The organism is Tunturiibacter gelidiferens, assembly GCF_013410115.1.
GTDB classification, from domain to species: domain Bacteria; phylum Acidobacteriota; class Terriglobia; order Terriglobales; family Acidobacteriaceae; genus Edaphobacter; species Edaphobacter gelidiferens.
Genome location: NZ_JACCCV010000001.1, coordinates 2164259 through 2187505, shown reverse-complemented (window position 1 = coordinate 2187505; position 23247 = coordinate 2164259). Strand labels below are relative to the sequence as shown.

Sequence of the window (23247 nt, the reverse complement as noted above, 5' to 3'; positions counted from 1 at the left end):
TCGTGACGTGTATACCGGTCTTGATTGTTTTGATGCTTGGTTCCTCCCGTTGGTCGGGATCAAGGCCTGGCTTTAGAGATAGGTCTGCAGCATTCTCTGCCACCAGGGCCAGTCGTGGCCTGTGTTGTCGCCCCAGACATCGAGGCGGCAGGGGATGTTTTTTGCGCGGAAGATCTGCGCCATGCGTTCGTTCTCGTTCCAGCACTGGTCGTGGACGCCGGTTGCGAGAACGTAGTTATTACGGCGGTAACGGTCGAGATACCAAGGGTCGCCGATGTTGGGGAGGTAGTGCATGGGGATGTTGAAGTAGCAGTCGTCGTCGTAGTAGCCGCGGAGAAAGTGGGATGGGTCGAAGGCTCCGCTCATGGAGAGCATGCCGGTGAAGACGTCGGGGTGACGGAGGGCGATGTTCAAGGCGTGGTAGCCGCCGAAGCTGGTGCCGATGGTTCCGATGCCGGAGTACTGGTTCATCTGGCGAATGAGGGGAACGACCTCATTCATGATGTAGTTGCCGTACTGCGCCTGACGGGCGATTCGCCAGCGGGGTGGGACGTCGCGGTTGTACCAGCTTTCGCCATCGACCGAGTCGACGCAGTAGAGCTGGAGGTGGCCGTGCTCGAGCTTGTCTTGCACGGTGCTGACCATCTGGCGATCTTCAAACTCGTAGAAGCGGCCCTGGGAGGTGGGGAAGACGACGGCGGGATACCCTGCGTGTCCGAAGACGAGCAGTTCCATATCGCGCCCGAGGGAGGGAGAGAACCATTTGTGGTATTCGCGCTTCATCGAGCTCCCTCTGCTAGTCTGATGCAATCGTAGTTTATTGGAGCAGCTTCTTTCGCATTGAAACAAACATCGCCATCTCATTCAATTTCTGCGCTTAAGCCACTTGAGCGCGAGCTTGCGTCCGTCGGTTTGCCCGAAGAGGCGATGACAGAGCATACCGCAGACGAACTGGATTCCAATCCGAGATATAGCGTACGTAAGTTTCATTCGGAGATTCTGCCGGACGACCGGATGATTTCGGTCTATCTCCCACCGCAGTATCTGGAGGATGAGGAGCGGCGCTTCCCTGTTTTTTATCTGCACGATGGTCAGAATTTGTTTGACGGGCGGACGTCGTACATCGCGGGGCGGACCTGGAATGCGCATACGACGGCTGACGAGCTGAGCCTGAACGGGGAGATTGAGCCGGTGATCCTGGTAGGCGTTGCAAATACAGGACTTCGCCGGATGGCAGAGTACACGCCGACGCGTGACTTGAAGATGGGCGGGGGAGAGGGACGGAAGTATGGGCGGTTGCTGGTCGAGGAGCTGAAACCTCTGATTGACCGTTCCTACCGGACCTTGACCGATGGAAAGAATACCGGGCTGGGCGGGTCGTCGCTGGGCGGACTGATCTCTCTGTATTTGGGATTTTCGTACCCGGAGGTGTTCGGCAAGCTGGCGGTCATTTCGCCATCGCTGTGGTGGGATCAGCGCAGCATTTTGCAGGTGATCGAACGAACGGACTCGAAGCCTGAGCTTCGTCTCTGGCTGGATATAGGGACGGCGGAGGGGGTTCGTCATGTTCGAGACACGGACATGCTGGAGCGCGTGCTGCTGAATCGGGGCTGGCGGCCCGGGAAAGACCTTATCTATGAGAAGGTTGACGGAGCAGTTCACGATGAAAATGCCTGGTCGAAGCGCTTTGGGGATGTGCTGCGGTTTCTTTTTCCGTCAGGGTAAGAGAGTTTGCGCTTCTTCGTTGCGGAAAGGCGCGTTTTCAGCCATACTTAGATGTTGGGTAATGTATCTAAAGTCCCTGTCCGAGAAGGATCGACAGCGCGGCTATGTCACCCAAACCAATAATGTTCTGAAAGGCATTGCCCGTGTTGATGATTCGTTTGGCGCGCGTTGGAGCGCGTAAGCAGCCACATTACCGCATCGTTGTGATCGAGAAGGACCGCGCCCGTAACGGCCGTTCGGTCGAAGTAGTGGGGACGTATAATCCGCGCACCAACCCTGCGACGGTTGATTTGAAGCGCGACCGCATCGACTACTGGACCGGAAACGGAGCACAGTTGTCTGAGCGCGTGGGTAAGCTGATGGCGCAGAAGCCTGCAGAGGCAGTCGCGGTAGCCTAGGAGTTACTGGTCAATGCTATCTTTGGGCATGAGGTAATGGTTCCCAAAGATAGCTGACACAATAGGTTCCTTGAAGCACGTCCTGGTACCGTTTCACGTAGACTCCTTGGTATTGCACAGTCGAACTGCAGTGGCCTTGCAAAGCAGAAGGCCCGGGGTTTATTGCCCTGGACTTCCTGCGACCGGTGTATCGCTCGTTGCAGCACTTCCTGGAAGATCTCGCAGTAGACGAGACAAAGGGAAAGAGCTTGAGCGTTCCTCCGTGACTCCCAGACCCAGAAGGTGTGTGATGACCCAGGCAACCCAGTTTCCTGCAGGGGACAACCCTGTAAAGAACATGACAGACCTTGTAGCAGAGATAGCCCGTGCCTTGGTAGACGACCAGGACAGTGTCTCGGTCGAGGCCATAGAAGATGGCGAATGCACCGCGATTCGCTTGCGGGTCGCTGCCAGCGATGTCGGTAAAGTGATCGGGAAGCAAGGACGGACAGCGCGTTCCATGCGCACGATTCTTAGCGCAGCCAGCATGAAGCTGAAACACCGCTTTTCGCTCGACATCGTTGAAGAGGACCATCCCCCTGCACCATAAAGCTCAGAGCAGCTTGCAGGATCTGGTTTTTTGCTTCTCCTCAGATTTTGCTCTATGACGCAAACTACTCCAGCCTGGATTGTGTTGGCACATCTACTTCGGCCGCAAGGTCGCAAGGGTGAGGTTCTGGCGGAGCTGTTTACCGACTTCCCCGAGCGGTTTGAGGAGCAGACGAGAGTGTTTCTCGCGCCCTCGGGCTTTGAAGGGGAGGAGTCGGAGGCACGTGCTATAGAGGTTGTGGCGTTCTGGCTGCCCGTTGGGAAGAACCAGGGACGCGTCGTACTGCAGTTGTCGGGTATTGAGACGATTTCGGATGCTGAGGCGGTCGCCGGATTAGACGTGCTCGTCCCTCGAGAGGAACGGCTTCCGTTAGATGACGATTCGGTCTACATCAGCGAGTTGATCGGCTGTACGGTGTATGACCGAGCAACGGCGGTGGGTGTTGTAGAAGATGTTCAATTCGCTACAACCGCAGATGGGGCGCGCCGACTGACCGACGCTGCACCGCTGCTGGAGGTGAGGTCGCTCGCCGGGGATGTGATTCTCATCCCGTTTGCGAAGGCGTTTTTACTGGCGGTGGATACAGAGGCGAAACGCATCGAGATGAAGCTGCCTGATGGTTTAGTCGAAGTCAATCGAAGCTCGGGCGACGAGAGCTAAGTTCGAAGCATCAGCGCAAAGTTCAAAGCAGAGAGCTAGAAGTGATAGGCCACTCCTAACGAGAGGATCGGATAGACGGGGACCTTCTTCAGGTCTTCGTTGATTTTGTGAATCTCCTGCGTGAGGCTGGCCTGGACCTCGGAGTTGCCGCCGAAGCTGGTGCAACCATCGTTGGTGCAGGCGGTTCCGGTGAGATTGACGTTGATGGTGGCCGCGCCGGTGTAGGCGACCCCGAACTCCATGGGGACGGAGAGGCGGCGGCTGTTGCGGGGAAGGATGTTACCGAAGCCTAATAGAAGCATGGGGGACAGAGTGCGTGGATACGCGAGCGACATGTTGCCGTGGACCGGATCGCCGACGCTGTTGATGAAGCTCTGGTCACCGAGGGTGAAGTTCTGGCCGGCAGGGACCGTCGCAGTCGAGGAGACTGTGTTTTTGGAGTAGAGAATGCCTGGGCTAATGTGAAAGGCGTGACCACCGGGGAACCAATCGAGAGTGCTCTGCGAGGATTTGAAGTGGAGATTCGCGTTGTAGTTCACGCCGTCGATGCCAAAGGGGTAGGCGAAGGCCAAGAAGTTGACGCCGGAGCGGAGATTGAAACGGCCGAAGAGCGGCGTAGCCAGTTCTGCGCCGACTCCTAACGTATTGGCTTTAATCCCAAAGGCTGCCGTGCGGAACGGTCTTTGGGATGGGAGCTCTTTTTCGAGCTGGGGTGTAGGGGTGATACGGATGACTCCTTCGGCGCTGGAGGATTTGACGGCTGGCTTATGCAATTCTTCGGTCGATAGGCTGGCCGTTGCCGGCAGAGCCAGGGCGAGTTGCGAGGGCGCAACGGGATTCGAGGGCGTCTGTTGCTGTGCTGTAACCGTGAGGCTGAGAGACGACGGCAGTAAGATCAGGAGAGCGGCGAGTTTTCGTTGAAGCATATGGATGCTCTTTCGGCTCGCCGCGATGACCTGAAAAGACGGCGGGAGAAGCGCCCAGGTCCTCTGATCATCTCGATGAGATCTTCGTTGAGATCAGTCGCGTGATTCCACAACTTCCAAGTGATATGGTGCAACCTGGGAGTCAAAAAACGAGCGGCTGTACCGCTCTTATCGTCTATGCGCTTTGACATCATTACGATCTTTCCCGATTTCTTTACAGGGCCCTTCGATTACGGGATTCTGAAGCGCGCTCGCACTACGGGTCTGGTGCAGATTGCAATACATGACCTGCGCAGCTTCACGCACGATCGCCATCGAACGGTGGACGACCGGCCGTTCGGCGGGGGCGAGGGCATGGTGCTGAAGGCGCAGCCGATCTACGATGCGGTGCAATCACTGAATGTCTCTCCGAAGGCTGAACGGGACAGGAGCAGAGAGACCGTGATTCTGTTGTCGGCGCAGGGGCAGCCATTCACTCAATCGCTGGCGCAGGAGCTTTCGACAACGGAACGGGTTGTCATTTTGTGCGGAAGATATGAGGGTGTCGATGAGCGGGTTAACGAACTGCTCTGCGACCGGGAGATTTCGATTGGCGACTATGTTTTGTCGGGCGGGGAGTTAGCGGCGGCGGTGATTGTTGACGCTGTGGTTCGACTGCTGCCGGGGGCTCTGGGGAATCCTGACTCATCGCGATTTGAAAGTTTTGGCGCGGAGGACGTCTTGAACCTTTCCGACGCTGCGGGTGGGCCACCACGGTCAACCTATGGAGCGGGAGGGTTGCTGGACTACCCGCACTACACGCGGCCAGCGGATTTTATGGGGACAATGATTCCAGAGGCACTGTCTGGAGGCAATCATGAGGTGATCCGACGATGGAGGAGGAGGATGGCGCTGAAGAAAACACTGGAGAACCGTCCGGACCTGTTGGAGAGGATTGAGATTACGGATGAAGACCGCGAGATTCTGGCGGAGCTACGGGGCGGCGATTCAGGATCTTTTTGAGGGATCTGGCCTGCCGGCCGGGCCTACTACGCGTGGCGCGGTCACTTCGTGACTTGTATATCCTGTTGAGGGAACTGAGAAAAGCGGCCCTCCCGCCGGGCGGAGGAGATGATTCTAGAGGCATTTTGCGGAGATTTCGTGTACACTGGAGGTCGAGTCCAACATAGGAAAGTTGTGTCATGTCCATTCATCCGATTATGCAGAAGCTGGCCGCAAAGTTAGAGCGGACCGATTTACCCGCGTTCGCCCCCGGCGACACAGTTCGAGTTCAAGTAAAGATTCGTGAAGGCGAGAAAGAGCGTCTGCAGGCGTTCGAGGGCATGGTCATTGCCTGCCGCAAGGGCGCGCAGGGATCTTTCACTGTTCGCAAGATGAGCTTCGGTCAGGGCGTCGAGCGCATCTTCCCGTACAACTCCAAGGTCGTCGACAAGGTCGAGAAGGTTCGCTCCTACGAAGTTCGCCGTTCGAAGCTGTTCTATCTGCGCGGTCTGCGCGGTAAGGCTGCTCGTCTGCGTGAGGTTGAGCGCGCCGCCAAGTAGGCATTTCGTTCCCTGTTTTCCACTGAGCTTTACACTAAGCCACGACTTCGGTCGTGGCTTAGTTTTGCGCGGTGGGTTTACACTCGACCTTGAAGGCATGGCTTCGACTCCCTCCACTCGTGCTCCCCGAACGGTGACTGCTGCTACCGCAAAGCAGCGCATGTTGAAGATGCTTGTTTGCAGCGATGCGCCAGAGCAGGCTCTGCGGTATTACGGTTTTCAACGAATCGCCGGGGTGGATGAGGTGGGGCGTGGGGCGCTGTTTGGGCCGGTGGTGGCGGCTGCGGTGATTCTGCCGGAGTGCCTCGACGAGTTGGCGAACGCAGGATTGAAAGATTCCAAGCAGATGACACGGGAGGAGCGCGAGTCTCTCAACCAGCAGATACGCGGGATGGCACTTGCTTTTTGTGTTGCAGAGGTCGACGCCGAGACGATCGATCGGGTGAACATCTACCAAGCTACACGGATGGCAATGCTGGCTGCGGTGAAGGGATTGACGCTCGCGCCGGATCATTTGCTGATCGATGCGATGCGGCTCGATCATCCCTGTCGGCAAACGAAGCTGATCTATGGCGACGCGCTTAGCCTTTCGATTGCCGCCGCTTCGGTGATTGCGAAGGTGCATCGTGATGCGTTGATGCGTGAACTGGACGCTGTGCATCCGGGATACGGACTGGCTTCGCATAAGGGATACGGGACGCCGGAGCATCGACGGGCGTTGGCTGAGATTGGGCCGTGTGCTCTACACAGGAGGAGCTTCGCGCCGGTGCGCGGGGTCGATCCGGATGCTGAGCTGGAACAAGCGATGTCGGCTGAACTTCTGTTTGAAGATGCCGATCTGGATGCAGGCCTGGAGGAAGCTGAGTGGGCTTGAAGTTGATGTGTGTGGTCGCGCATCCTGACGATGAGTGCTACGCCTTTGGTGGAGCGTTGGCGCTGGCAGCGGATCGAGGAGTTGAGACCTACGTGGTTTGCTTGACGGACGGTCAGGCAGCAACGAATCGAGGCGACGCTGAGAACGGAGAGGCGCTCGGGAGTATGCGGAGAGAAGAGTTTCGCGCCTCGTGTGAAGTGCTGGGCGTTACGCATTGTGAACTGATGGATTACCAGGACGCGCAGCTAGAGTTTGTTGAATTCTCGAAGACCGCCGAGAGGCTGGTGGAACGAATGCGGCGATTCAAGCCGGATGTCTTGATTACCTTCGGCGGTGACGGCGGCCAGAATACCCATGCTGATCATATGATGACTTCTATGCTGACGACCGCCGCGTTTCACTGGGCGGGGCAGCCAAAACGGTATCCAAAAGCGGGGCATCCGCACAAAGCCCAACGGCTGTATTACGTGACTGCAAACTTCTTGATGCCCGATCGACAGCCTGCAATGATGATGCCCTGGACACTAACGCTGGATATCCGCTCTGTACGAGAGCGGAAGAGCGAGGCATTTCGGAAGCATGTGTCGCAGGCACCGTTGATGGAAAAGACAAAAGAGATATTCGAGCGATATGGAGCTGAGGAGTTCTACGCCTTGGCGGCTACGACTGAGCCGCAGGCTTGCAAGTTGCAGACGGATCTGTTCGAGGGATTGACCTAGTTCGCTTCTGCGCTCTCCGCACGCGAGCCAGTGCTCGAGCAGTTGAATGGACTGTCAGGCTCCGCATTATTTCTCCAGGCGGGATTCGTGCTCCAGTCGCTGGGCAGATTGGGCGGGCGATAGGACGAATCGACAGCGAGCTTTTGCCAAACTGTTTCGTGAACAACAGAGCCAGGTGGGATCGCTCTGCGAGCGCCGAGAGGGATGCGCCACCTCTTTTTCTTGGTCGCTGCGTCGTAATAGGAGTGAGGAAATATTTCGAGGATCCACCAAAACCCCGTAAGGGAGTTATGTTGGCGCTGTGCGGGATTCGGAGCCACCTCAGTGGAGGGAGTTACTTCTGCGAGAATCTGATTTGCCTGGTTGGGATTGACCAGCAGACCGAGTGAGATGGCTTCGCAGAGCATCCACTGCAACGTGACTTGCGAAAGGCCGGCCTCGGCGCTGGGATAGGAGCCGCCAATGTCTGAGTGGACACCGGCGAACCAGACCTGCTTGATGCTCTGGCCGTCGAAGGGGTCCCCCCAGAGATTATTGCGGAAGTAGCAGCGGCGCTCGTCGATGGAGATGGCATGGCGGCCATTGGCCATATCGGGGTTGCGCCCCGTGTACGGCAACTTCAGGGGATCCCAGATCCAACCGACTGAGCTGACCGTGTCCCACACACCAACCAGGTGTAAAGGGCATGGTCGGCAGAAGGTCGCTTTGAAGCCTTCGGCGACGTGGAAGGTGTGGGTCATGCCGCCGGCCTTGCGGCTTCGTCTCGCGTACATCTTGACGACGTAGGGGATGAGTCCATCGTTGCCGGGGCAGAGAAGGCCGAACATCTGAAGGACGCCCGCGATGGCGCGTGCCGTAAAGGCTCCTCTGCTGAAGCCGAAGAGGTAGACGTTGTCGCCCTGTTCGTAGACGTCCATCAGGTAGCGATAGGCATCGGAGACATTGCCCAAGAGACCTGCTCCGAAGGCCAGACCCGCAACGATGGAGAGTGCGGCGGTCAGCCTGTTGGTTGAGTTGGGAGAGCCTTCGGTGCCAACGCCGGGATGATAGTAGCCGACCTGCCGCTTCCCGTCGATGAGGAGTGTTTGGTAGAGCTTGACGACATTGGAGTTGTTATCGCCATACGCGTTGCCGGTGCCATCGCAGCAGATAACGATGTTCTTCGCCATGAAGGATCTCCTCGGAGAATAGGTGGACGAATCATATTTGCCGGAAGCTGGGAAAGAAAGCTGTTTCGCGGGAGCAAGGTCGGGAGAGAAAAGTTCCACGCATTGCAAACTGAAGCGGGACCCACGCCAAAGCTCGATCAGATGGTCGTTTGCATCTGTAGACTTGAGGCGAAGCGAGGTTTTGATGAGTGAGATCGATGTTGAAAACGCGGTCGACCCAATTGCGTTATTTGGCTTGTGGATGAAGGACGCCGAGAGGGATGAGTTGAACGATCCGAATGCGGTGGCGCTGGCTACGGCTACACGGGAGGGTGTGCCGAGTGTGCGGATGGTGTTGTTGAAACGGTTCGATGCTCAAGGGTTCTGCTTCTACACTAATGCGGAGAGTCAGAAGGGTGCGGAGTTGAAGGAGAATCCGCGTGCGGCGATGTGCTTTCACTGGAAGTCGCTGCGGCGGCAGGTGCGTATCTCGGGTTTGGTGACTGAGTTGTCGAGTGAAGATGCGGATGAGTACTTTCATAGCCGGTCGCGGCTGAGTCAGCTTGGTGCCGCGGCTTCCGAACAGAGTCGCGTGGTGGCCTCTCGGGAGGTGCTGGTGGAGCGGGTGAAGGAGTTGGACCGAGAGTTTCCGGGGGAGATTCCGCGACCGGCTTACTGGCGAGGTTATGTACTCCGGCCGGAGCAAATTGAATTTTGGAAGGATGGGGAAGGACGCCTGCACGACCGATTTCTGTTTACTAAAGTCGGGGAGGGTTGGCGTAAGGAACGATTGTTTCCTTAGGCTGATGGCGACGGATCAGATCCAGAGTCTGGGAAGGGCACCTGAGGGGCCGGTGAGCGGGTCGGAGTGGGGAAAGCGGACCTTGCGCATGCTTGCGAGTGTTTCCGGGCTGGCGGCGGTGCGGCAGATGTCCCAGTGCTCGTTCTCCGGATAGGCGCCGATCACAAGGAAGTCATCTGAGGCAGAGATGCGGCAGTGGCCGGTACCGGTGGGCAGGACGAGGACGTCGCCGGCGTGTACGGTGAGTGGAGCGTTGCCTTCACCGCCAAGGACGAGGTCGGCGTGGCCGGCTGCAAAGCCGAGGACCTCGTGTGCTGTGGAATGGTAATGGTGAAACGAGTAGACGCCGTTGCGCCACTGTGGCGGCCAGCCGTTGGCGGAGAAGATGCGCTCCATGTCAGATGCGAGGTCTCCTGTTAGTGGAAGCGCTTTTCGGTATAACAAGACGGGCAATTGGCTGTTCGGCATCCAGCCGTTGGGTTTGAGATGAAGCTGTTCGGGCATTGCAGTCAACGGAGTTTCGATTGCAGACGCTAAGGTTTTGGTGGTTGCAAAGCTGGCAGCTACGAAGCCAGTCGCGAATTGTCTGCGGTCAATTGATGTCATGTGAATGAGATGGCGTGGAGGTTAGCGGAGTTGGAACTCGGGGCTGCCCATGACGAGAGCGGTCAGCAGGTTGAGGGTGTCGGTGGAGTTGGTAGTGGGAATTTCGGTGATTTGCTTATGGATGAGTTGATTGGTCTGGGCGGAGACGTCGTTACCGATGAGCGTGTCTTCGAGGACGTGGAGGGCTATGTCCTGGCCGGCTGCATCGGGTGGAGGCTGGTTCGTGGTGCCGTTGTGGATCTCGGCGGAGAGGAGAGCCTCGGAGAACTTTGCGCGGTTGGATTTTTCGGTCTCGGACATCTGTGGAGATGGTGAACTGGCGGGTTGAGACATGAGGCCGAGCGCGAGAACGTGGGCTGAGTCGAACTTTTGATTGGCAAACTTGCTGCCGGTGAGGGAGTAGGCGAAGTTGAGGCGGTCTACAAGAGCGGTGGAGTTCATCCACTGGTCGGCGGTGATGTAGTAGCCGGTTGGGGGAAGCGCGTAGTAGAGGGGCATACCCATCGTCTTCAGGGTATTGACTAGGGCGCCTGGGTTCGCCGGGTCGGTGGCGGTGGTGCGGAAGGCGGAGGCGACGAACTCCATCGGAGTCTTCACCTTGTTGCGGAAGTACTTCTTCGAGTTGAACTCAGGGGATTGGACGAGGGTGCGGAGGATGGCTTTGATGTCTCCGTCGGTGGCGAGATAGCTGGCGGCCATGCGGTCGACGAGAGCAGGTGGTGGGTCGTCGGCGACGAAGCGCTGAGCTAATTTGTAACTGATGAAGTGCGCGGTGTGTGGGTCAGCGGCAAGGACGGTGAGAGCTTCGATTCCCTCTTTCATGCCGACTTGCGTCGCCGCTGAAGATGCATTGGGTAGGACAGGCTCTGAGGAGATGGTGCGCTTCAGCCATTGCTTGGGGCCGGGTTCGTGTTTTTTGTAGTCGTACTGGAAGGGGCCACCCTGGTTGGGGCGATCGACGGTCCAGCCGGTGAGGATGGCGGCGAGTGCGGTAACGTCGGCCTGGGTGTAGCCACCGTTGACGCCTACGGTGTGGAGTTCCATGACTTCCCTACCGTAGTTCTCGTTGAGGCCGTGGTTGCCCTTCTTCGAGTTGGGGTTGGCGGGGTTGACGCCGTTGGCCTGGGAGTCGGGGCCGATAGAGAGCCAGTTGTCGAGGTAGACCATCATTGCCGGGCTTTGGGCAGTGGCTAGGAGGAGATCGCGGAACTTGCCGAGGGCGTGTTTGCGGATGGCGTCGCGTTCGTAGCTGGTGGTGTACCAGGTGTCGGAGTCTTTGCCGATGAAGATGTTGAAGTGGTTGAACCAGAAGTCGTCCATGACCTCCTGCAGTTGGCGCTCGCTGAGGATGGCGCGGAGGATCTTGGCCTGGGATAGCTCATCGACGATGTAGTGGGGCGCACCGATGTTCGCAGCCATGCCGTTGAAGATCTCGCGCTCGCGGGGGTTGAAGTCGGCTAGCAAGAGATTTTTTTGGTCTCCGGCGACGTAGGTGGTGAAGGCGATGCGCTCGGGGACGGAGAGCTTGATCAGCGCGGCCATCCGTTGATTTTTAGGGAGGGCGAAGAGCTCTCCGGCGATGCGGGCGGCCGTGTCCTGGTCGGATTTCTTCTGGGCGGCGGCTTCGGCGTCGGTGGGTGGGGGAATGATGAGCTGGCCCTTTGCGTTGGTCTTTTTACTGTCGATGTCCTTGTTCAGTTTGTAGACCTGAACCTCGTACATGGCGAGGAGGAGGGGGTCGGTGGGGTAGGGGCGCTTGCCTTCGGCGGTGATGGCGATGGTGAAGTGGTCGGGGAAGAGCTGGAGGGCCTGGTCGGGCTGGAGGTTGAGGGTGGTGTAGTCGGCGAGGCGGTGGTCGAGGGCGGCGTCGGGGATGGAAGCGGGGTTGAGTTGCTGCTCGAACCACTTTTCGGGGGTGAGGGCGATTACTTTTTCGAGGTCGCCGGGGCGGGGGCCGAAGGTGAAGCGGTTGAGGAACTGCTGGGCTCGTTCCTGCTGGGTGAGGGGGATGAGTGGGGCGGATTTGGGCGGGTTGGCGGCCTTGGGTTTGGTGGGCTTGGGGGAGGGTTTGGGCGAAGGTTGCGTTTGCGGGCAGGCTGGCGCGGCGACGGATAAAGCAAGGAGAATCGGTAAGAACCTTCGCATAGACGCCTCTGGCTGATTAGACCTGACATCGAGTTCGAAGTTGCGCTCCAGGGCTTGAGAGAGGTGGCGGTACCTCCCCCTCCCCCCTTGGGGGTATTTTGGGCGTAAAATCTTTCGATTCATTGGCTTGCGGGTGGTGCTTGCCTGTAAAATATTGCAAATAAGAGGGTTACGCACAAAATACTTGTTATCAGGGAGTTAGCTGGGAAGTTTGGTGGCGGCGATTCCCTTCTTTCATCCTAATATCAAGTATAGCTAGTGGAGGGTAACTGATACGCCACGCGAATCTGCTGGATTGGCACGGGTTTTGGTGAGTTGGGGGCTTGACAGGTTTTTTTGATCTGGAACGTTTTGAGGAGAACAGCGACGGCTGGAGTGTTTGGGTTGGAAGGTTCGGACGGTACGGGTTGGTGGAAGGTCTCGGGATCCTTCGATGCACTCAGGATGACGGCAAGAACAGACTACGGATTCTTCCCATTCGACTTCGCTCAGGGTCGGGATGACGACGAAGAACAAATAATGGCAACTTACGAATACAACAAAATCGACAACAGCCGGCGGGCTTGATCGTGCTGCGGCTGGACGGTATGGTGGGCGCATGGCAGAGATTCGCGCGGCGGCGGGTGAGGATGCAGGCGCGATTGCCCATGTGCATGTGGAGAGCTGGAGGACGACGTACGCGGGGATTGTGCCGGAGGCCTACCTTGCGAGTTTGAAGGTGGCGGAGCGCGAGGCCTCGTGGCGGGAGTGGCTGACGCTTGATGTCGATGTGTTTGTTGCCGAGGTGGACGGCGACGTTGTTGGGTTTATCGGTGGCGGTGCGATACGGGAGCCTGTGGAGGGGTTTGATGCGGAGTTGTTTGCTGTCTATCTGCTGAAGGATGCGCAGGGGCGTGGGGTTGGGATGGCTCTTTTGAGGAGGCTGGCTGGGTCGTTGAAGGAGAGAGGGTTCAGGAGCATGGTGGCCTGGGTGCTTGAAGACAACTCTTCCGGGGGCTTCTATACGCGGTCGGGAGGAGTGCGAGTAGCTTCAAAGGAGATGGAAGTGGGTGGGGTGATGCTGCTTGTGGTGGCTTATGGGTGGGTTGATCTTGGGATGATTGGGGCAGGTGTTTGGTAGTGGATCAGTTTGAACTCCCGGCAACCAAAGTTACCTATAACCCCGTTTCTACTAGCTGACTAGAATGATGGAGGCAGTTTGTGTGTAAGGCAGGTGCTATTGGCTAATCAAGAGAAGAAAGATGTATATCCTTTTTCGTTCATGGTGCTGATTTTCTTGGCTGCTGTCATCGTTTCTTCGATAGCGAAACAGCACACGAATAGTAACGCGGCTTGGGGAACAGGAGCCTGCACTATCGCACTGATAGTCGCCGCCAAAGCTCGCTGGGATCTTAACGGAAGATGGTGGTTTGGGTTGCTCTATGTGTGGGAGCGGCGTTACAACTACCACTCATATTCCTCATGCCGTGGGCTGCGCCTCATTTGACCGGAATCGGTGCAATGGCATTTGTCATCCCGGGATTTCTGATGGCATTGGGGTGCGTATTCCTTGCCGAGAAGGTTTTTGCGAGCAGCACTCGTTCCAAATAACGCTCATCAGAAGCCTAACTGTAGGGCGATTTGTGCCAAGGCTCTAGGGCGAAGAAGCCATCCCTCGCATTTTGGAGAGGCAAATAGGACCTCTCCCACAAAGTCGCATTATCGGCAACTTCGGTCATTTACTCCAAACTGGCCCACTACACGGGTGTTTGATGGTGGTCTTTTCGTGGTGAGTTTGTGGTGGGATGATGGTGGCTTGTGGTGCGCCCGCAACGACAACAGCGACCGCAGCGACAACAGCAGATTCCTCCGCTGCGCTGCGGAATGACAAACAAAAAACAGGCAACGACAACGGCAACAGCAACGGCAAAGGCAAATACGGGGGTCTTGACGGATACCGCAGCATGAATTGGTTCGCTGCAATTGAAAGCTGTAGCCACAATCCACTGCACTGTTCACGGTGAGACTGTGAACAGCTTCGGTCGAGATGACGATTTTTTTTGGATGGAAGAGCGGCAACGGTTGGAGTGTTTGGGTCGGAAGGTTCGGACGGTATCGGTGGGTGGAAGGTGTCGAGATCCTTCACTCCGTTCAGGATGACGGCAAAAAGAAACTACAGATTCCTTCCCCATTCGGCTTTGCGCAGGGGCAGGATGACGGCGAAGAACAGACAGCGGCGACGCAACTAAAAACGGCGATTGGTGCTTGTGTGCGCTAGACGGAGCTGGGGCGGGCGGGGATGGGGGTGGGCTTTTTGAGGCGCTTCATCACGGTGTAGGCTACGCGGGCGAGGAGGAGGAGGGTCAGGACTGCGGTGACCTTCCAGGGGGCGTTGTTGCCTTTTTTTACGAGCCACCAGAAGTGGACGACTCCGGCGATAGCGGCGAGATAGACGAGGCGATGGAGGCGCTGCCAGTTCTTGCCTCCCATGGCGCGCATGATGAAGGCGGGTGAGGTGCAGGCCAAGGCCAGGAGGAGGAGCCAAGCGAAGAGGCCTACCTGGATGAAGCGGCGCTTGAGGACGTCGTCGACCATGCGGGGCCAGATGAGCTTCCATTGGGTGACGAGCTCGCCGGGATGTCCGGTGCGGAGGCCGGTGATGGCGGTGGTGAGGTCGTAGCCGGAGAAGAGGAAGATGTAGGTTGCGAGATGGAGGGTGGCGTAGAAAAAGGCGTAGAGGCCGATGAGGCGGCGGAAGCGGATGAGGAAGCCGAGGCTGGTGGCGAGGCGGCGGATGGGGGTGATGGCGAGAGAGGTGAAGAGGAGGTAGAGGGTCCAGTCGCCGGTGAAGTGGGTGATGTAGTTGACAGGGTCGGCGTTGAGGGCGAGGCCGCCTGAGGTGAAGAAGTGCCAAAGCCATGCGATGGGGGCGAGGCAGAGAAGATGTATGAGGACTTTGAGGAGGATGATGGCGCGCTTGGACATTTTTGACTGGGGCTAGTTTAGCTCGGGCTGTTGAATGGGACGCGTTTGTGGGATTTGAGTTACAGAGTTGTCAGGGGGCTGGTGGGCGAGACAGGAAAAACTGCGATGATAGAGGCGGACGGTGCGATGCCAGTTCCTTATCTTCGCAGACTGACGGGAAGTGAACGCACCCAGAGGGCCAACCGGCAGCTTGCGCACTTCCTCGCTTTTATCGCGGGAGCGGCAAATGCCGGGGGATATGTGGCGGTGAAGCAGTACACCTCGCATATGTCGGGGATCGTGTCGGCGATGGCGGATGCGACGGCGGCACAGGATCTCGGGTGGCTGGCGGCGGGAGTAAGTGCCTTGCTGGCGTTCCTGGCGGGCGCGGCGTGTACTGCAATTCTGGTGAACTGGGGGCGAAGACGTTATTTGAATAGCGAGTATGCGCTGCCGATGATGCTTGAGGCGGGGCTGCTGTTGTGTTTCGGGTTGATGGGTGGGCATCTGGCTCGGCATGAGTGGTTTGTGGTGCCAATGACGGTGGCGCTGCTCTGTTTCACGATGGGGCTCCAGAATGCGATTATCACGAAGATCTCTCAGGCAGAGATACGGACGACGCATGTAACCGGCATGGTGACAGACATTGGAATTGAATTGGGGAAGGCTTTGTATTGGAACCGGCGCGGCGAGGATGAGGGGCTTACCGCGGTGCGGGCAGATTTCGAGAAGCTGTGGCTGCTGGTGTCGCTGGTGGGATTGTTCTTTGTCGGCGGCGTGGTGGGGGCGGTGGGATTCAGGCGGATGGGCTTTGCCGCGACGCTGCCGCTGGCTGTAGTGCTGCTGATGCTCGCGTTTGTTCCGATTATGGACGATGTGCGGGAGCGGAGTGCTTCTTAACACTCTGTCTTCAGGAACAGGGACTAAGGATGTGTCCTGCCGGACGGGCGCCCTGCGCGGGCCGCGGTCACTTCGTGACTTGTATACCGCTTCGCGTGGCGCTCCCGTTGGTCGCGAGCCGGGCGCACTTCCGCTTAGTTCAATAAAATTTTTTGAGGTCCATGCCGGCGTAGAGGCTGGCTACCTGGTCGCTGTAGCCGTTGAACATGAGGGTGGGGATGTTGCGTGGGAGGAGACTGGTGTCGAGACGGCGCTCGTGGGCCTGGGACCAGCGGGCGTTGTCGTAGTTTGGATTGACGTTGGAGTAGAAGCCATATTCGCGGCCATCGGCTTCGTTCCAGGTGGTCTCGGGCTGCTTGTCGGTGAAGTGGAAGCGGACGATGGCCTTCGCGGATTTGAAGCCGTACTTCCAGGGGACGATGACGCGGACGGGAGCGCCGTTCTGGTTAGGCAGGACCTGGCCGTAGCAGCCGAAGGTGAGGAGCGTGAGAGGGTTCATGGCCTCGTCCATGCGGAGGCCTTCGCGATAGGGCCAGTCGTAGCCGGAGGGCTCGTCGGGCATGACTTTTTTGTTGTTGTAGGAGAAGAACTGGACGTATTTTGCGCTGGGGAGAGGCTGGCAGAAGTTGATGAACTCGGAGAGGGAGTAGCCGTCCCAGGGGATGATCATGGACCAGGCTTCGACACAGCGGTGGCGGTAGATGCGCGATTCGAGCGGGCGGTAGTGGATGAGGTCGTCGATGTTGATGGTCTGGGGCTTTTTGACCATGCCGGTGATCTGTATGGGCCAGGGGCGGGTTTGGAGGCGGTAGGCTTCGTGGGATGGGTCGGATTTGTCGGTGCCGTACTCGTAAAAATTGTTGTAGGAGCTGGCCTTGGCGAGGGGAGTTTGCGGGTCGTCGAGGGTGTACTTGCTGGGGATTGTTTTGAGCGGCTCGCCAGCTGCGTGCACCGTTGTTGGAGGGTTGATGAGGGAGGGGATGGTGCGGGCGGCGAGGGCGGCGGCGCCGAGGGTGGCGGCGGAGGTGAGGAAGCGGCGGCGGGTCTGTTGATGCTGCTCGAAGACGTGCTGGGGGGTGATCTCGGAGGATCGGATGGTGGCTTCGAGGCTGGGAGATTTGGGGAGAAGCATGGGGTGGTTCCCTCGGAACGAATAACTGACGTTGAGTATGACTCGAAAGGTGCGTTGGGGTTACAGGGTAGTCTCCGCCTGTCTCGTAAGTCGAGTAAGCGAAAGCAAAGGCGAAATAGCAGGGTCTTGACGGATACCGCAGCATGGATCGGTTCGCTGCAATTGAAAGCTGTAGCCGCAATCCACTGCTCGGTTCACGATGAGACTGTGAACCGCTTCGGCCGAGATGACGGTTTTAGTGAATAAGATTCAGATCTTATTACCCCATAGTATGTACGGCTGGGGTTGAGTGGTGGATGGTGGGATTTCTGGCGTGATTTGGGGCGGTTGGGTGTGAGAGATTAGAAAGTAATGACTTCTAAACGGGTTGTGGCGGGTCTGGCTGCGGTTTCGGTGATGGCGCTGGTGGTGGCGGGTGGGGTTTTGAGCTGCCAGGAGCTGCGGGAGACGGCGAATCTTGCCGGGGAGCAGGTACGGCCAGCGGTTGGGGTGCAGAAGATTGCGGCCAATGAGGGGTCGGCTGCGCTGTGGCAGAGTCTTGTGAAGCTGCGGACGCGGGCGAGCCTGATGATGATTGTGGCGCATCCGGATGATGAGGATGGCGGGATGCTGACGTATGAGGCGCGGGGACAGGGCGCGCATGTGGCGATGCTGACTCTGACTCGGGGTGAGGGTGGACAGAATTTGATGTCTGCCGATTTTGATGATGCGCTGGGCTTAGTGAGGACGCAGGAGCTGCTGGCGGCTGGGCGGTATATGGGGATCGACCAGATGTGGGGGACGGAGGTGGACTTCGGGTTCTCGAAGACGAAGGAAGAGGCGCTGGAGAACTGGGGGCATGATCGCGTGCTGTACGACGCGGTGAGGGCGGTGAGGCTGTATCGGCCGCTGGTGGTAACGGCGGTGTTTGTGGGCGGGATTACGGATGGGCATGGGCAGCACCAGGTGTCGGGTGAGATGGCGCAGGAGGTGTTCGATGCGGCGGGTGATCCGAAGGTGTTTCCGGATCAGATTGCGGCGGGGTTGATGCCGTGGAGTCCGCTGAAGGTTTATGCGCGGGAGCCGTTTTTTTCTGTGACGTCGAAGGGGATGTATGACTATGCGACGGGAAAGTATGCTCCGTCACGGTTTTATAACTATGTGACGAAGGAGTGGACGACGGAGTCTCCGAAGGCGAATGTGACGGTGCCGGAGGGCGAGTATAGCCCGGTGCTGGGGATGACTTATTTGCAGTTTGCGCGGATGGGGCTGGGGTTGCAGAAGTCTCAGAACGGCGGGATGGGGATACCGGCGGCGGGGAGGTTCGATGTCTCGTATCACCGGTATGCTTCGCGGGTGAAGACGGGTGAGGAGGAGAAGGGGTTCTTTGATAGCGTAGATGTTTCGCTCGGGGGGATGAGCGCGCTTGCTCCGGGCGAGAGTAATTTTTTGAAACAGGATCTGGGGAAGATCGATGGGTTGGTGGGGCAGGCGGAGGCGGTTTACAAGATTGCTGCGCCGGAGAGGACGGCTCCATTTTTGCGCGATGGATTGAAGGCTACGGATGAGTTGATTGCAAAGGTGGAGGCGAGCGGGCTGACCGCGCGGGAGAAGTACGATCTGCTGCATGAGCTGCGGGTGAAGCGGATGCAGTTCAATGATGCGATTGTGCATGCCCTGGGGTTGAGTCTGCGGGCGCAGGTGGTGGGGAAGGCGGAGACGGGGCCGTTTGCGCGGTTTGGAGATGGTGCGGATACGTTTGTGACGGCGGTGCCGGGGCAGAGCTTTGCGGTGAAGATGCTCGTGGTGAACGGGAGCAAGGTGCCGGTGACGTTGAAGGCTGCGGGGTTGGCATCGAGTGCGGGCGCTACTTATGAAGACTCGGGGGCGAAGGCTGGTGCGGGGGAGAAGACGATTGTCAGCGGGTTGGCGTTTGAGGATCTGTTTCAGGTAAAGCTGCCTGCGGATGCTGCGGTAACGCGGCCTCCGTTTACGCGGCCGGGGATTGAACAGGCTTACTACGATGTTTCAGATCCGGCGATGCGGAATGCTTCGCTTGCCTTGCCTGCTCTGACGGCGTGGGTGACGGTGGACTACGACGGGGTTGATGTGAAGCTGGGGCAGGAGGTGCAGACGCTGCATAGGGTGACGGGGCTGGGAACGGTGTATGAGCCGCTGGTGGTGGCTCCGGCGATCTCGGTGGCGGTGTCGCCGTCGGCGGGTGTGGTGCCGCTGACGGAAAAGACGCTGATGGTAACGGCGAAGGTGAAGAGCAATGTGAAGGGTACTGCGACGGGGACGGTGAAGCTGGAGTTGCCGAAGGGGTGGACGGCGTCTCCGGAGCAGGCGGAGTTTTCGCTGGTCAAGGATGGGGATTCGGTGGATGTGCCGTTTGTGGTGACTCCGGGGAAGATGGCGGAGACGGCTTATACGATGACTGCGGTTGCGAGTTATGAAGGCAAAGAATATCGCGAGGGGTACAAGACGGTTGGGTATGCGGGTTTGCTGCCTGCGAATCTTTATCGTCCGGCGACGTATCGGGCGCGAGGGGCGGATGTGAAGGTGGCTCCGGGATTGAAGGTGGGGTATCTGCCGGGGACCGGGGATGAGGTGCAGGCGTCGCTTGAGAATCTTGGGGTGCATGCGACGACGTTGACGATGGGCGATGTTGCTGGTGGGAAGTTGAGTGGGTATGACGTGGTGGTGCTGGGTGTGAGAGCTTATGCGGCGCATCCGGGACTGGCGGCGGCGAATGGGCAGCTGTTGCAGTATGCGAAGAATGGTGGCGTGGTCATTGTGCAGTACAACCTGGGGAACTTTGACTACGGTCCGTACTCGTATTCACTGGGAGATGCTGAAAAGGTGGTGGACGAGAGGGCGCCAGTGCAGCTGCTGGTGCCTGAGAGCCCGGTCTTGAGTTGGCCGAACAAGATTACGGAGCGCGACTTCGATGGATGGGTGGAGGAGCGCGGGCACGGGTTTATGGGGACGTGGGACTCGCAGTATGTTGCTCCGCTGGAGACGCATGATCCGGGACAGGATCCGCAGAAGGGTGGGCTGCTGGTGGCGAAGACGGGCAAAGGCGCTTATGTATATTTGGCGCTTGCGCTGTATCGTGAGCTGCCGGAGGGAGTGCCGGGAGCTTATCGATTGTTTGCGAATCTGTTGAGCCTGGGGAAGAATACGGCGGTGAATTAGTCCGTTGGGTAGAGGTCTCCGACAAGCACCTGTAAACAACTTGGGTTGCAATGACGATGTTTTTTGTTGTGGAACAAAGACGATGGCAACAGCAGAAGAGAAAGACAACAGCAGATCCCCTTTGGGGATGACAACAAGAAAGACAAATGCAACAGCAAAGAACGACATGCGGAGGTCGTGGCGTTGCTCAGGACAGGAAAGACAAAGTCGGCAGGCCCAGGATCAGGATGACGACAACATTTTTTCCGACGCTGTGGCATCTGCGTCGATGCGTCAACTCGGGTGGCGGCGAGACAGAAGCGGGCTGGTTGGGAGACACTGGACGACATGATGACTGGCGAGAGAGAACGACAGCTGATTGAGGCGGCGGATCTGCTGCTCGATGCGCGGAGAACCGGAGTGCCGATCGAGGATCTGCCGGAGGCTTTGCAGCCGAAGAATATGGACGAGGCTTATGCGCTGCAGGATCGCATTGCGGAGGCGTATGGAGCGATTGGCGGATGGAAGATCGGAGCTCCCAGTGCGGAGGCCGAACCGTTGTTTGCGCCGATGCCGCTGGCGTGGGTTGCGCGGGATGGCGCCGTGATAGGTGGGGTGCGGAGGTATCGCGGGCTGGAGGCGGAGATCGCGTTTTTGATTGGTGAAGATCTGCCGCCGAGGGCCACGCAGTATTCCCGGGATGAGGTGGCGACCGCGATTGCGAGCTGTCATCCGGCAATCGAGGTGATCGAGAGTGGTCTGGCCGATCCGTTGAAGGCGGCGCGGATGTCCATGCTTGGGGATCTGCAGATGCATGGCGGGTTTGTGTATGGGCCGGCAGTAGCGGATTGGAAGAAGATCGATTTCAAGGCCGAGCATGTGATGATTGCGGTCGATGGTGCGGTGAGGGTGGAGCGGACGGGATCGAATACTTCGGGGGACCTGATGCGTCTGCTGCCGTGGCTGGCGAATGAGGGCGCTGCGAGGACTGGTGGATTGAAGGCCGGACAGTGGGTGACGACGGGAAGCTGGACCGGTGTGACCTCGGCAGTTCCGGGATCTACTGCGAATGTAAAGTTTTCTGTTGCGGGCGAGGTTCATCTGCGGTTTGAGTAGATCGAAGACGCAGGATGTGTTCCGCCTTTGATTGCAGCCGAGAATTTCCTCGGCGTAGAGAGAAGCGGCAGCAATGGCAAAGACGAAATGCGGGGACTCTACTCCGTTCAGAATGACAAGCTTACTCTGCGCATGTGCGGAAGATCTTTTCTAGAGGGATGAAGGATGAAATCGACTAAGAGCGTTGAGTTTGTTGCGCCGTCGGCGGGGCGGTACGCGGAGATTTTGACTCCGGAGGCTGTGGCGTTCGTGGTGGGGTTGCAGAGGACGTTCAACGAACAGCGGAAGGAGCTGCTGGAGGCTCGCGTGGCGCGGCAGAAGCGGCTGGATGCGGGAGAGCGGCCGGATTTCTTGAAAGAGACGAAGAACATTCGCGAGAGTGAATGGTTGGTGGATCCGTTGCCTGAGGATTTGCTTGATCGCAGGGTCGAGATTACCGGGCCAGTGGATCGGAAGATGATCATCAATGCGCTGAACTCGGGTGCGAAGGTCTTCATGGCGGACTTTGAAGACTCGACGACGCCTACGTGGGAGAACGTGATCGAAGGGCAGACGAATCTTCGCGATGCGGTGCGGCGCACGATCGCGTTTGACGATGAAAAGACCGGAAAGAGTTACAAATTGATTGAGAAGCCTGCGGCGTTATTTGTGCGGGCGCGTGGATGGCACCTCGAGGAACGACATCTGATGGTGGATGGCGAGCCAATGTCGGGATCGCTGTTTGATTTTGGTTTGTATGCGTTTCATAACGCGAAGGAGCTGCTGGCGCGAGGTTCGGGACCTTACTTTTATCTGCCCAAGATGGAGAGCCATCTGGAGGCGCGGCTCTGGAACGATGTGTTTATCAAGGCGGAAGGTGAGTTGGGGATTCCGGCGGGTTCGATCAAGGCGACTGTGCTGATCGAGACGATTCTGGCTGCGTTTGAGATGGACGAGATTCTGTGGGAGTTGAAGGACCACTCGGCCGGGTTGAACTGCGGGCGGTGGGACTACATCTTCAGCTTCATCAAAAAGTTTGCAGGTGATAGAAGCGTGCTGCTTCCGGACCGCGCGCAGGTGACGATGACGACGCACTTCATGCGGAGCTACTCGAAGCTGGCAATCAAGACTTGCCATCGTCGGGGGGTGAGCGCGATGGGTGGGATGAGCGCGTTTATTCCGATCAAGAGCGATCCGGTGGCGAATGAGAGGGCGCTGACGCAGGTGAGGGCCGATAAGGAGCGTGAAGCTACAGACGGGCACGATGGAACGTGGGTCGCGCATCCGGGGCTCGTGCCGGTGGCGCTGGAGGTTTTCGACCGCGTGATGCCACAGGCGAATCAGATCTCAAAGCAGCTTCCGGAGTTTCAAGTTACGGCTGCGGATCTGCTGCAGGTGCCGGAGGGGACGATCTCGGAGGCGGGGGTTCGGCAAAACGTTGCGGTTGGATTGGGATATGTGGAGGCCTGGCTGCGCGGGATTGGGTGCGTGCCGCTGTTCAATCTGATGGAAGATGCGGCTACGGCGGAGATAAGCCGGGCTCAGCTTTGGCAGTGGGTTCACCATAAGGCAGTGATGGACGATGGGCTGCCGGTGACGGTGGAGATGGTGGATGCTGTAATCGGGGATGAACTGAAGCATGCCAAGGCGAGCGTTGATGCGAAGCGGTACACGGCCTATGTGCGGGCTGCGGAGTTGATGGGGGAGCTGGTGCGGGCGAAGAAGTTTGTGGATTTTTTGACGGTGCCGGCTTATGAGAGAGTGTTGGCGGAGGGGCTTTAGTTCCCTGCTCTTCTTTAGAAGATATGTCCTGCCGGACGGGCCCACTGCGCGTGGGGCGGCCACTTCGTGGCGTGTGTACCGGTCTTGGCGAGATGATCCTCTACGG

Annotated in this window: 21 protein-coding genes and 1 pseudogene; 15 read left to right on the top strand and 7 right to left on the bottom strand. The window is 58.2% G+C overall.

The genetic code is table 11. The features are described 5' to 3' along the window. Positions 1-72: 72 nt before the first annotated feature. Complete coding sequence (locus HDF12_RS09380) at positions 73-783, bottom strand: esterase family protein (RefSeq protein WP_179582340.1); 711 nt, start codon at positions 781-783, stop codon at positions 73-75. Positions 784-927: 144 nt separating this feature from the next. Here HDF12_RS09380 and HDF12_RS09375 point away from each other — a divergent pair, with 144 nt between their 5' ends. The 4 genes from HDF12_RS09375 to rimM all read left to right on the top strand — a co-directional run bounded on the left by HDF12_RS09375 (position 928) and on the right by rimM (position 3372). Continuing rightward, positions 928-1725 (top strand): alpha/beta hydrolase, encoded by a 798-nt coding sequence (locus HDF12_RS09375; RefSeq protein ID WP_179582338.1) that lies wholly within the window; start codon positions 928-930, stop codon positions 1723-1725. A gap of 149 nt (positions 1726-1874) precedes the next feature. Continuing rightward, a complete protein-coding gene (rpsP, locus tag HDF12_RS09370; RefSeq protein ID WP_179582336.1) occupies positions 1875-2123 on the top strand; it encodes a 30S ribosomal protein S16 in 249 nt (82 codons plus the stop codon). Positions 2124-2412: 289 nt separating this feature from the next. Continuing rightward, complete coding sequence (locus HDF12_RS09365) at positions 2413-2712, top strand: KH domain-containing protein (protein ID WP_179582334.1); 300 nt, start codon at positions 2413-2415, stop codon at positions 2710-2712. A 54-nt stretch (positions 2713-2766) separates the two neighbouring features. Continuing rightward, entirely contained in the window at positions 2767-3372 is a 606-nt protein-coding gene (gene rimM, locus HDF12_RS09360) for a ribosome maturation factor RimM (protein ID WP_179582332.1), read from the top strand. A gap of 35 nt (positions 3373-3407) precedes the next feature. On the opposite strand, the gene HDF12_RS09355 is transcribed toward rimM, so the two are convergent. Continuing rightward, a complete protein-coding gene (locus HDF12_RS09355; protein ID WP_179582330.1) occupies positions 3408-4298 on the bottom strand; it encodes a hypothetical protein in 891 nt (296 codons plus the stop codon). 177 nt (positions 4299-4475) lie between these two features. Between HDF12_RS09355 and trmD the strand changes: the two genes are divergently transcribed. The 4 genes from trmD (at position 4476) to HDF12_RS09335 (ending at position 7432) form a co-directional block, all read left to right on the top strand. After that, the gene (trmD, locus tag HDF12_RS09350) at positions 4476-5300 is read left to right on the top strand and encodes a tRNA (guanosine(37)-N1)-methyltransferase TrmD (protein WP_179582328.1); all 825 of its coding nucleotides are present in this window, start codon (positions 4476-4478) and stop codon (positions 5298-5300) included. Positions 5301-5479: 179 nt separating this feature from the next. Then, positions 5480-5839 carry a 50S ribosomal protein L19 gene (gene rplS / locus HDF12_RS09345; protein WP_218892334.1) on the top strand — a complete coding sequence of 120 codons (360 nt, stop codon included), beginning with the start codon at positions 5480-5482 and terminating at the stop codon, positions 5837-5839. Between the two features lie 97 nt (positions 5840-5936). After that, positions 5937-6713, top strand: coding sequence for a ribonuclease HII (locus HDF12_RS09340; protein WP_257025445.1), 777 nt, complete (start codon positions 5937-5939; stop codon positions 6711-6713). Beyond that, positions 6704-7432 (top strand): PIG-L deacetylase family protein, encoded by a 729-nt coding sequence (locus HDF12_RS09335; RefSeq protein ID WP_373563881.1) that lies wholly within the window; start codon positions 6704-6706, stop codon positions 7430-7432. The genes HDF12_RS09340 and HDF12_RS09335 overlap by 10 nt, the downstream gene beginning before the upstream one ends. Here HDF12_RS09335 and HDF12_RS09330 read toward each other — a convergent pair. Next, positions 7429-8601, bottom strand: a complete 1173-nt coding sequence (locus HDF12_RS09330; RefSeq protein WP_179582326.1) for a DUF2235 domain-containing protein — start codon at positions 8599-8601, stop codon at positions 7429-7431. The genes HDF12_RS09335 and HDF12_RS09330 overlap by 4 nt on opposite strands. A 184-nt stretch (positions 8602-8785) precedes the next feature. On the opposite strand from HDF12_RS09330, the gene pdxH reads away from it, so the two are divergent. Beyond that, complete coding sequence (pdxH, locus tag HDF12_RS09325) at positions 8786-9382, top strand: pyridoxamine 5'-phosphate oxidase (RefSeq protein ID WP_179582324.1); 597 nt, start codon at positions 8786-8788, stop codon at positions 9380-9382. A 15-nt stretch (positions 9383-9397) separates the two neighbouring features. Here the strand turns inward: pdxH and HDF12_RS09320 are convergent, their stop codons facing one another. Both HDF12_RS09320 and HDF12_RS09315 read right to left on the bottom strand, forming a co-directional pair. After that, positions 9398-9988, bottom strand: coding sequence for a cupin (locus HDF12_RS09320; protein ID WP_179582322.1), 591 nt, complete (start codon positions 9986-9988; stop codon positions 9398-9400). 21 nt (positions 9989-10009) lie between these two features. Beyond that, positions 10010-12133 (bottom strand): DUF1800 domain-containing protein, encoded by a 2124-nt coding sequence (locus tag HDF12_RS09315; protein WP_179582320.1) that lies wholly within the window; start codon positions 12131-12133, stop codon positions 10010-10012. Between the two features lie 598 nt (positions 12134-12731). On the opposite strand from HDF12_RS09315, the gene HDF12_RS09310 reads away from it, so the two are divergent. Continuing rightward, a complete protein-coding gene (locus HDF12_RS09310) occupies positions 12732-13253 on the top strand; it encodes a GNAT family N-acetyltransferase (RefSeq protein ID WP_179582318.1) in 522 nt (173 codons plus the stop codon). 906 nt (positions 13254-14159) lie between these two features. Further along, a complete protein-coding gene (locus HDF12_RS09305; protein ID WP_179582316.1) occupies positions 14160-14390 on the top strand; it encodes a hypothetical protein in 231 nt (76 codons plus the stop codon). Here the strand turns inward: HDF12_RS09305 and HDF12_RS09300 are convergent. Next, complete coding sequence (locus tag HDF12_RS09300; protein WP_179582314.1) at positions 14387-15097, bottom strand: protein-methionine-sulfoxide reductase heme-binding subunit MsrQ; 711 nt, start codon at positions 15095-15097, stop codon at positions 14387-14389. The two genes, HDF12_RS09305 and HDF12_RS09300, sit on opposite strands and share 4 nt — an antisense overlap. A gap of 126 nt (positions 15098-15223) precedes the next feature. Here HDF12_RS09300 and HDF12_RS09295 point away from each other — a divergent pair. Further along, positions 15224-15964, top strand: a pseudogene (locus HDF12_RS09295) (YoaK family protein); the annotation flags it as partial. 151 nt (positions 15965-16115) lie between these two features. On the opposite strand, the gene msrP reads toward HDF12_RS09295, so the two are convergent. After that, positions 16116-17108 carry a protein-methionine-sulfoxide reductase catalytic subunit MsrP gene (gene msrP, locus HDF12_RS09290; RefSeq protein WP_179582312.1) on the bottom strand — a complete coding sequence of 331 codons (993 nt, stop codon included), beginning with the start codon at positions 17106-17108 and terminating at the stop codon, positions 16116-16118. Between the two features lie 351 nt (positions 17109-17459). On the opposite strand from msrP, the gene HDF12_RS09285 reads away from it, so the two are divergent. The 3 genes from HDF12_RS09285 (at position 17460) to aceB (ending at position 23141) form a co-directional block, all read left to right on the top strand. Next, positions 17460-20285, top strand: coding sequence for a PIG-L family deacetylase (locus HDF12_RS09285; protein ID WP_179582310.1), 2826 nt, complete (start codon positions 17460-17462; stop codon positions 20283-20285). A 327-nt stretch (positions 20286-20612) separates the two neighbouring features. Further along, entirely contained in the window at positions 20613-21380 is a 768-nt protein-coding gene (locus HDF12_RS09280; protein WP_306458003.1) for a 2-keto-4-pentenoate hydratase, read from the top strand. Positions 21381-21545: 165 nt separating this feature from the next. Then, positions 21546-23141, top strand: coding sequence for a malate synthase A (aceB, locus tag HDF12_RS09275; protein ID WP_179582308.1), 1596 nt, complete (start codon positions 21546-21548; stop codon positions 23139-23141). Positions 23142-23247: the final 106 nt, after the last annotated feature.

Coding starts and splice junctions, on each gene's coding strand:
- HDF12_RS09380 (WP_179582340.1), bottom strand. CDS start 783: ATGAAGCGCGAATACCACAAATGGTTCTCTCCCTCCCTCGGGCGCGAT.
- HDF12_RS09375 (WP_179582338.1), top strand. CDS start 928: ATGACAGAGCATACCGCAGACGAACTGGATTCCAATCCGAGATATAGC.
- rpsP (WP_179582336.1), top strand. CDS start 1,875: ATGATTCGTTTGGCGCGCGTTGGAGCGCGTAAGCAGCCACATTACCGC.
- HDF12_RS09365 (WP_179582334.1), top strand. CDS start 2,413: ATGACCCAGGCAACCCAGTTTCCTGCAGGGGACAACCCTGTAAAGAAC.
- rimM (WP_179582332.1), top strand. CDS start 2,767: ATGACGCAAACTACTCCAGCCTGGATTGTGTTGGCACATCTACTTCGG.
- HDF12_RS09355 (WP_179582330.1), bottom strand. CDS start 4,298: ATGCTTCAACGAAAACTCGCCGCTCTCCTGATCTTACTGCCGTCGTCT.
- trmD (WP_179582328.1), top strand. CDS start 4,476: ATGCGCTTTGACATCATTACGATCTTTCCCGATTTCTTTACAGGGCCC.
- rplS (WP_218892334.1), top strand. CDS start 5,480: ATGTCCATTCATCCGATTATGCAGAAGCTGGCCGCAAAGTTAGAGCGG.
- HDF12_RS09340 (WP_257025445.1), top strand. CDS start 5,937: ATGGCTTCGACTCCCTCCACTCGTGCTCCCCGAACGGTGACTGCTGCT.
- HDF12_RS09330 (WP_179582326.1), bottom strand. CDS start 8,601: ATGGCGAAGAACATCGTTATCTGCTGCGATGGCACCGGCAACGCGTAT.
- pdxH (WP_179582324.1), top strand. CDS start 8,786: ATGAGTGAGATCGATGTTGAAAACGCGGTCGACCCAATTGCGTTATTT.
- HDF12_RS09320 (WP_179582322.1), bottom strand. CDS start 9,988: ATGACATCAATTGACCGCAGACAATTCGCGACTGGCTTCGTAGCTGCC.
- HDF12_RS09315 (WP_179582320.1), bottom strand. CDS start 12,133: ATGCGAAGGTTCTTACCGATTCTCCTTGCTTTATCCGTCGCCGCGCCA.
- HDF12_RS09310 (WP_179582318.1), top strand. CDS start 12,732: ATGGCAGAGATTCGCGCGGCGGCGGGTGAGGATGCAGGCGCGATTGCC.
- HDF12_RS09305 (WP_179582316.1), top strand. CDS start 14,160: ATGACGATTTTTTTTGGATGGAAGAGCGGCAACGGTTGGAGTGTTTGG.
- HDF12_RS09300 (WP_179582314.1), bottom strand. CDS start 15,097: ATGTCCAAGCGCGCCATCATCCTCCTCAAAGTCCTCATACATCTTCTC.
- msrP (WP_179582312.1), bottom strand. CDS start 17,108: ATGCTTCTCCCCAAATCTCCCAGCCTCGAAGCCACCATCCGATCCTCC.
- HDF12_RS09285 (WP_179582310.1), top strand. CDS start 17,460: ATGACTTCTAAACGGGTTGTGGCGGGTCTGGCTGCGGTTTCGGTGATG.
- HDF12_RS09280 (WP_306458003.1), top strand. CDS start 20,613: ATGATGACTGGCGAGAGAGAACGACAGCTGATTGAGGCGGCGGATCTG.
- aceB (WP_179582308.1), top strand. CDS start 21,546: ATGAAATCGACTAAGAGCGTTGAGTTTGTTGCGCCGTCGGCGGGGCGG.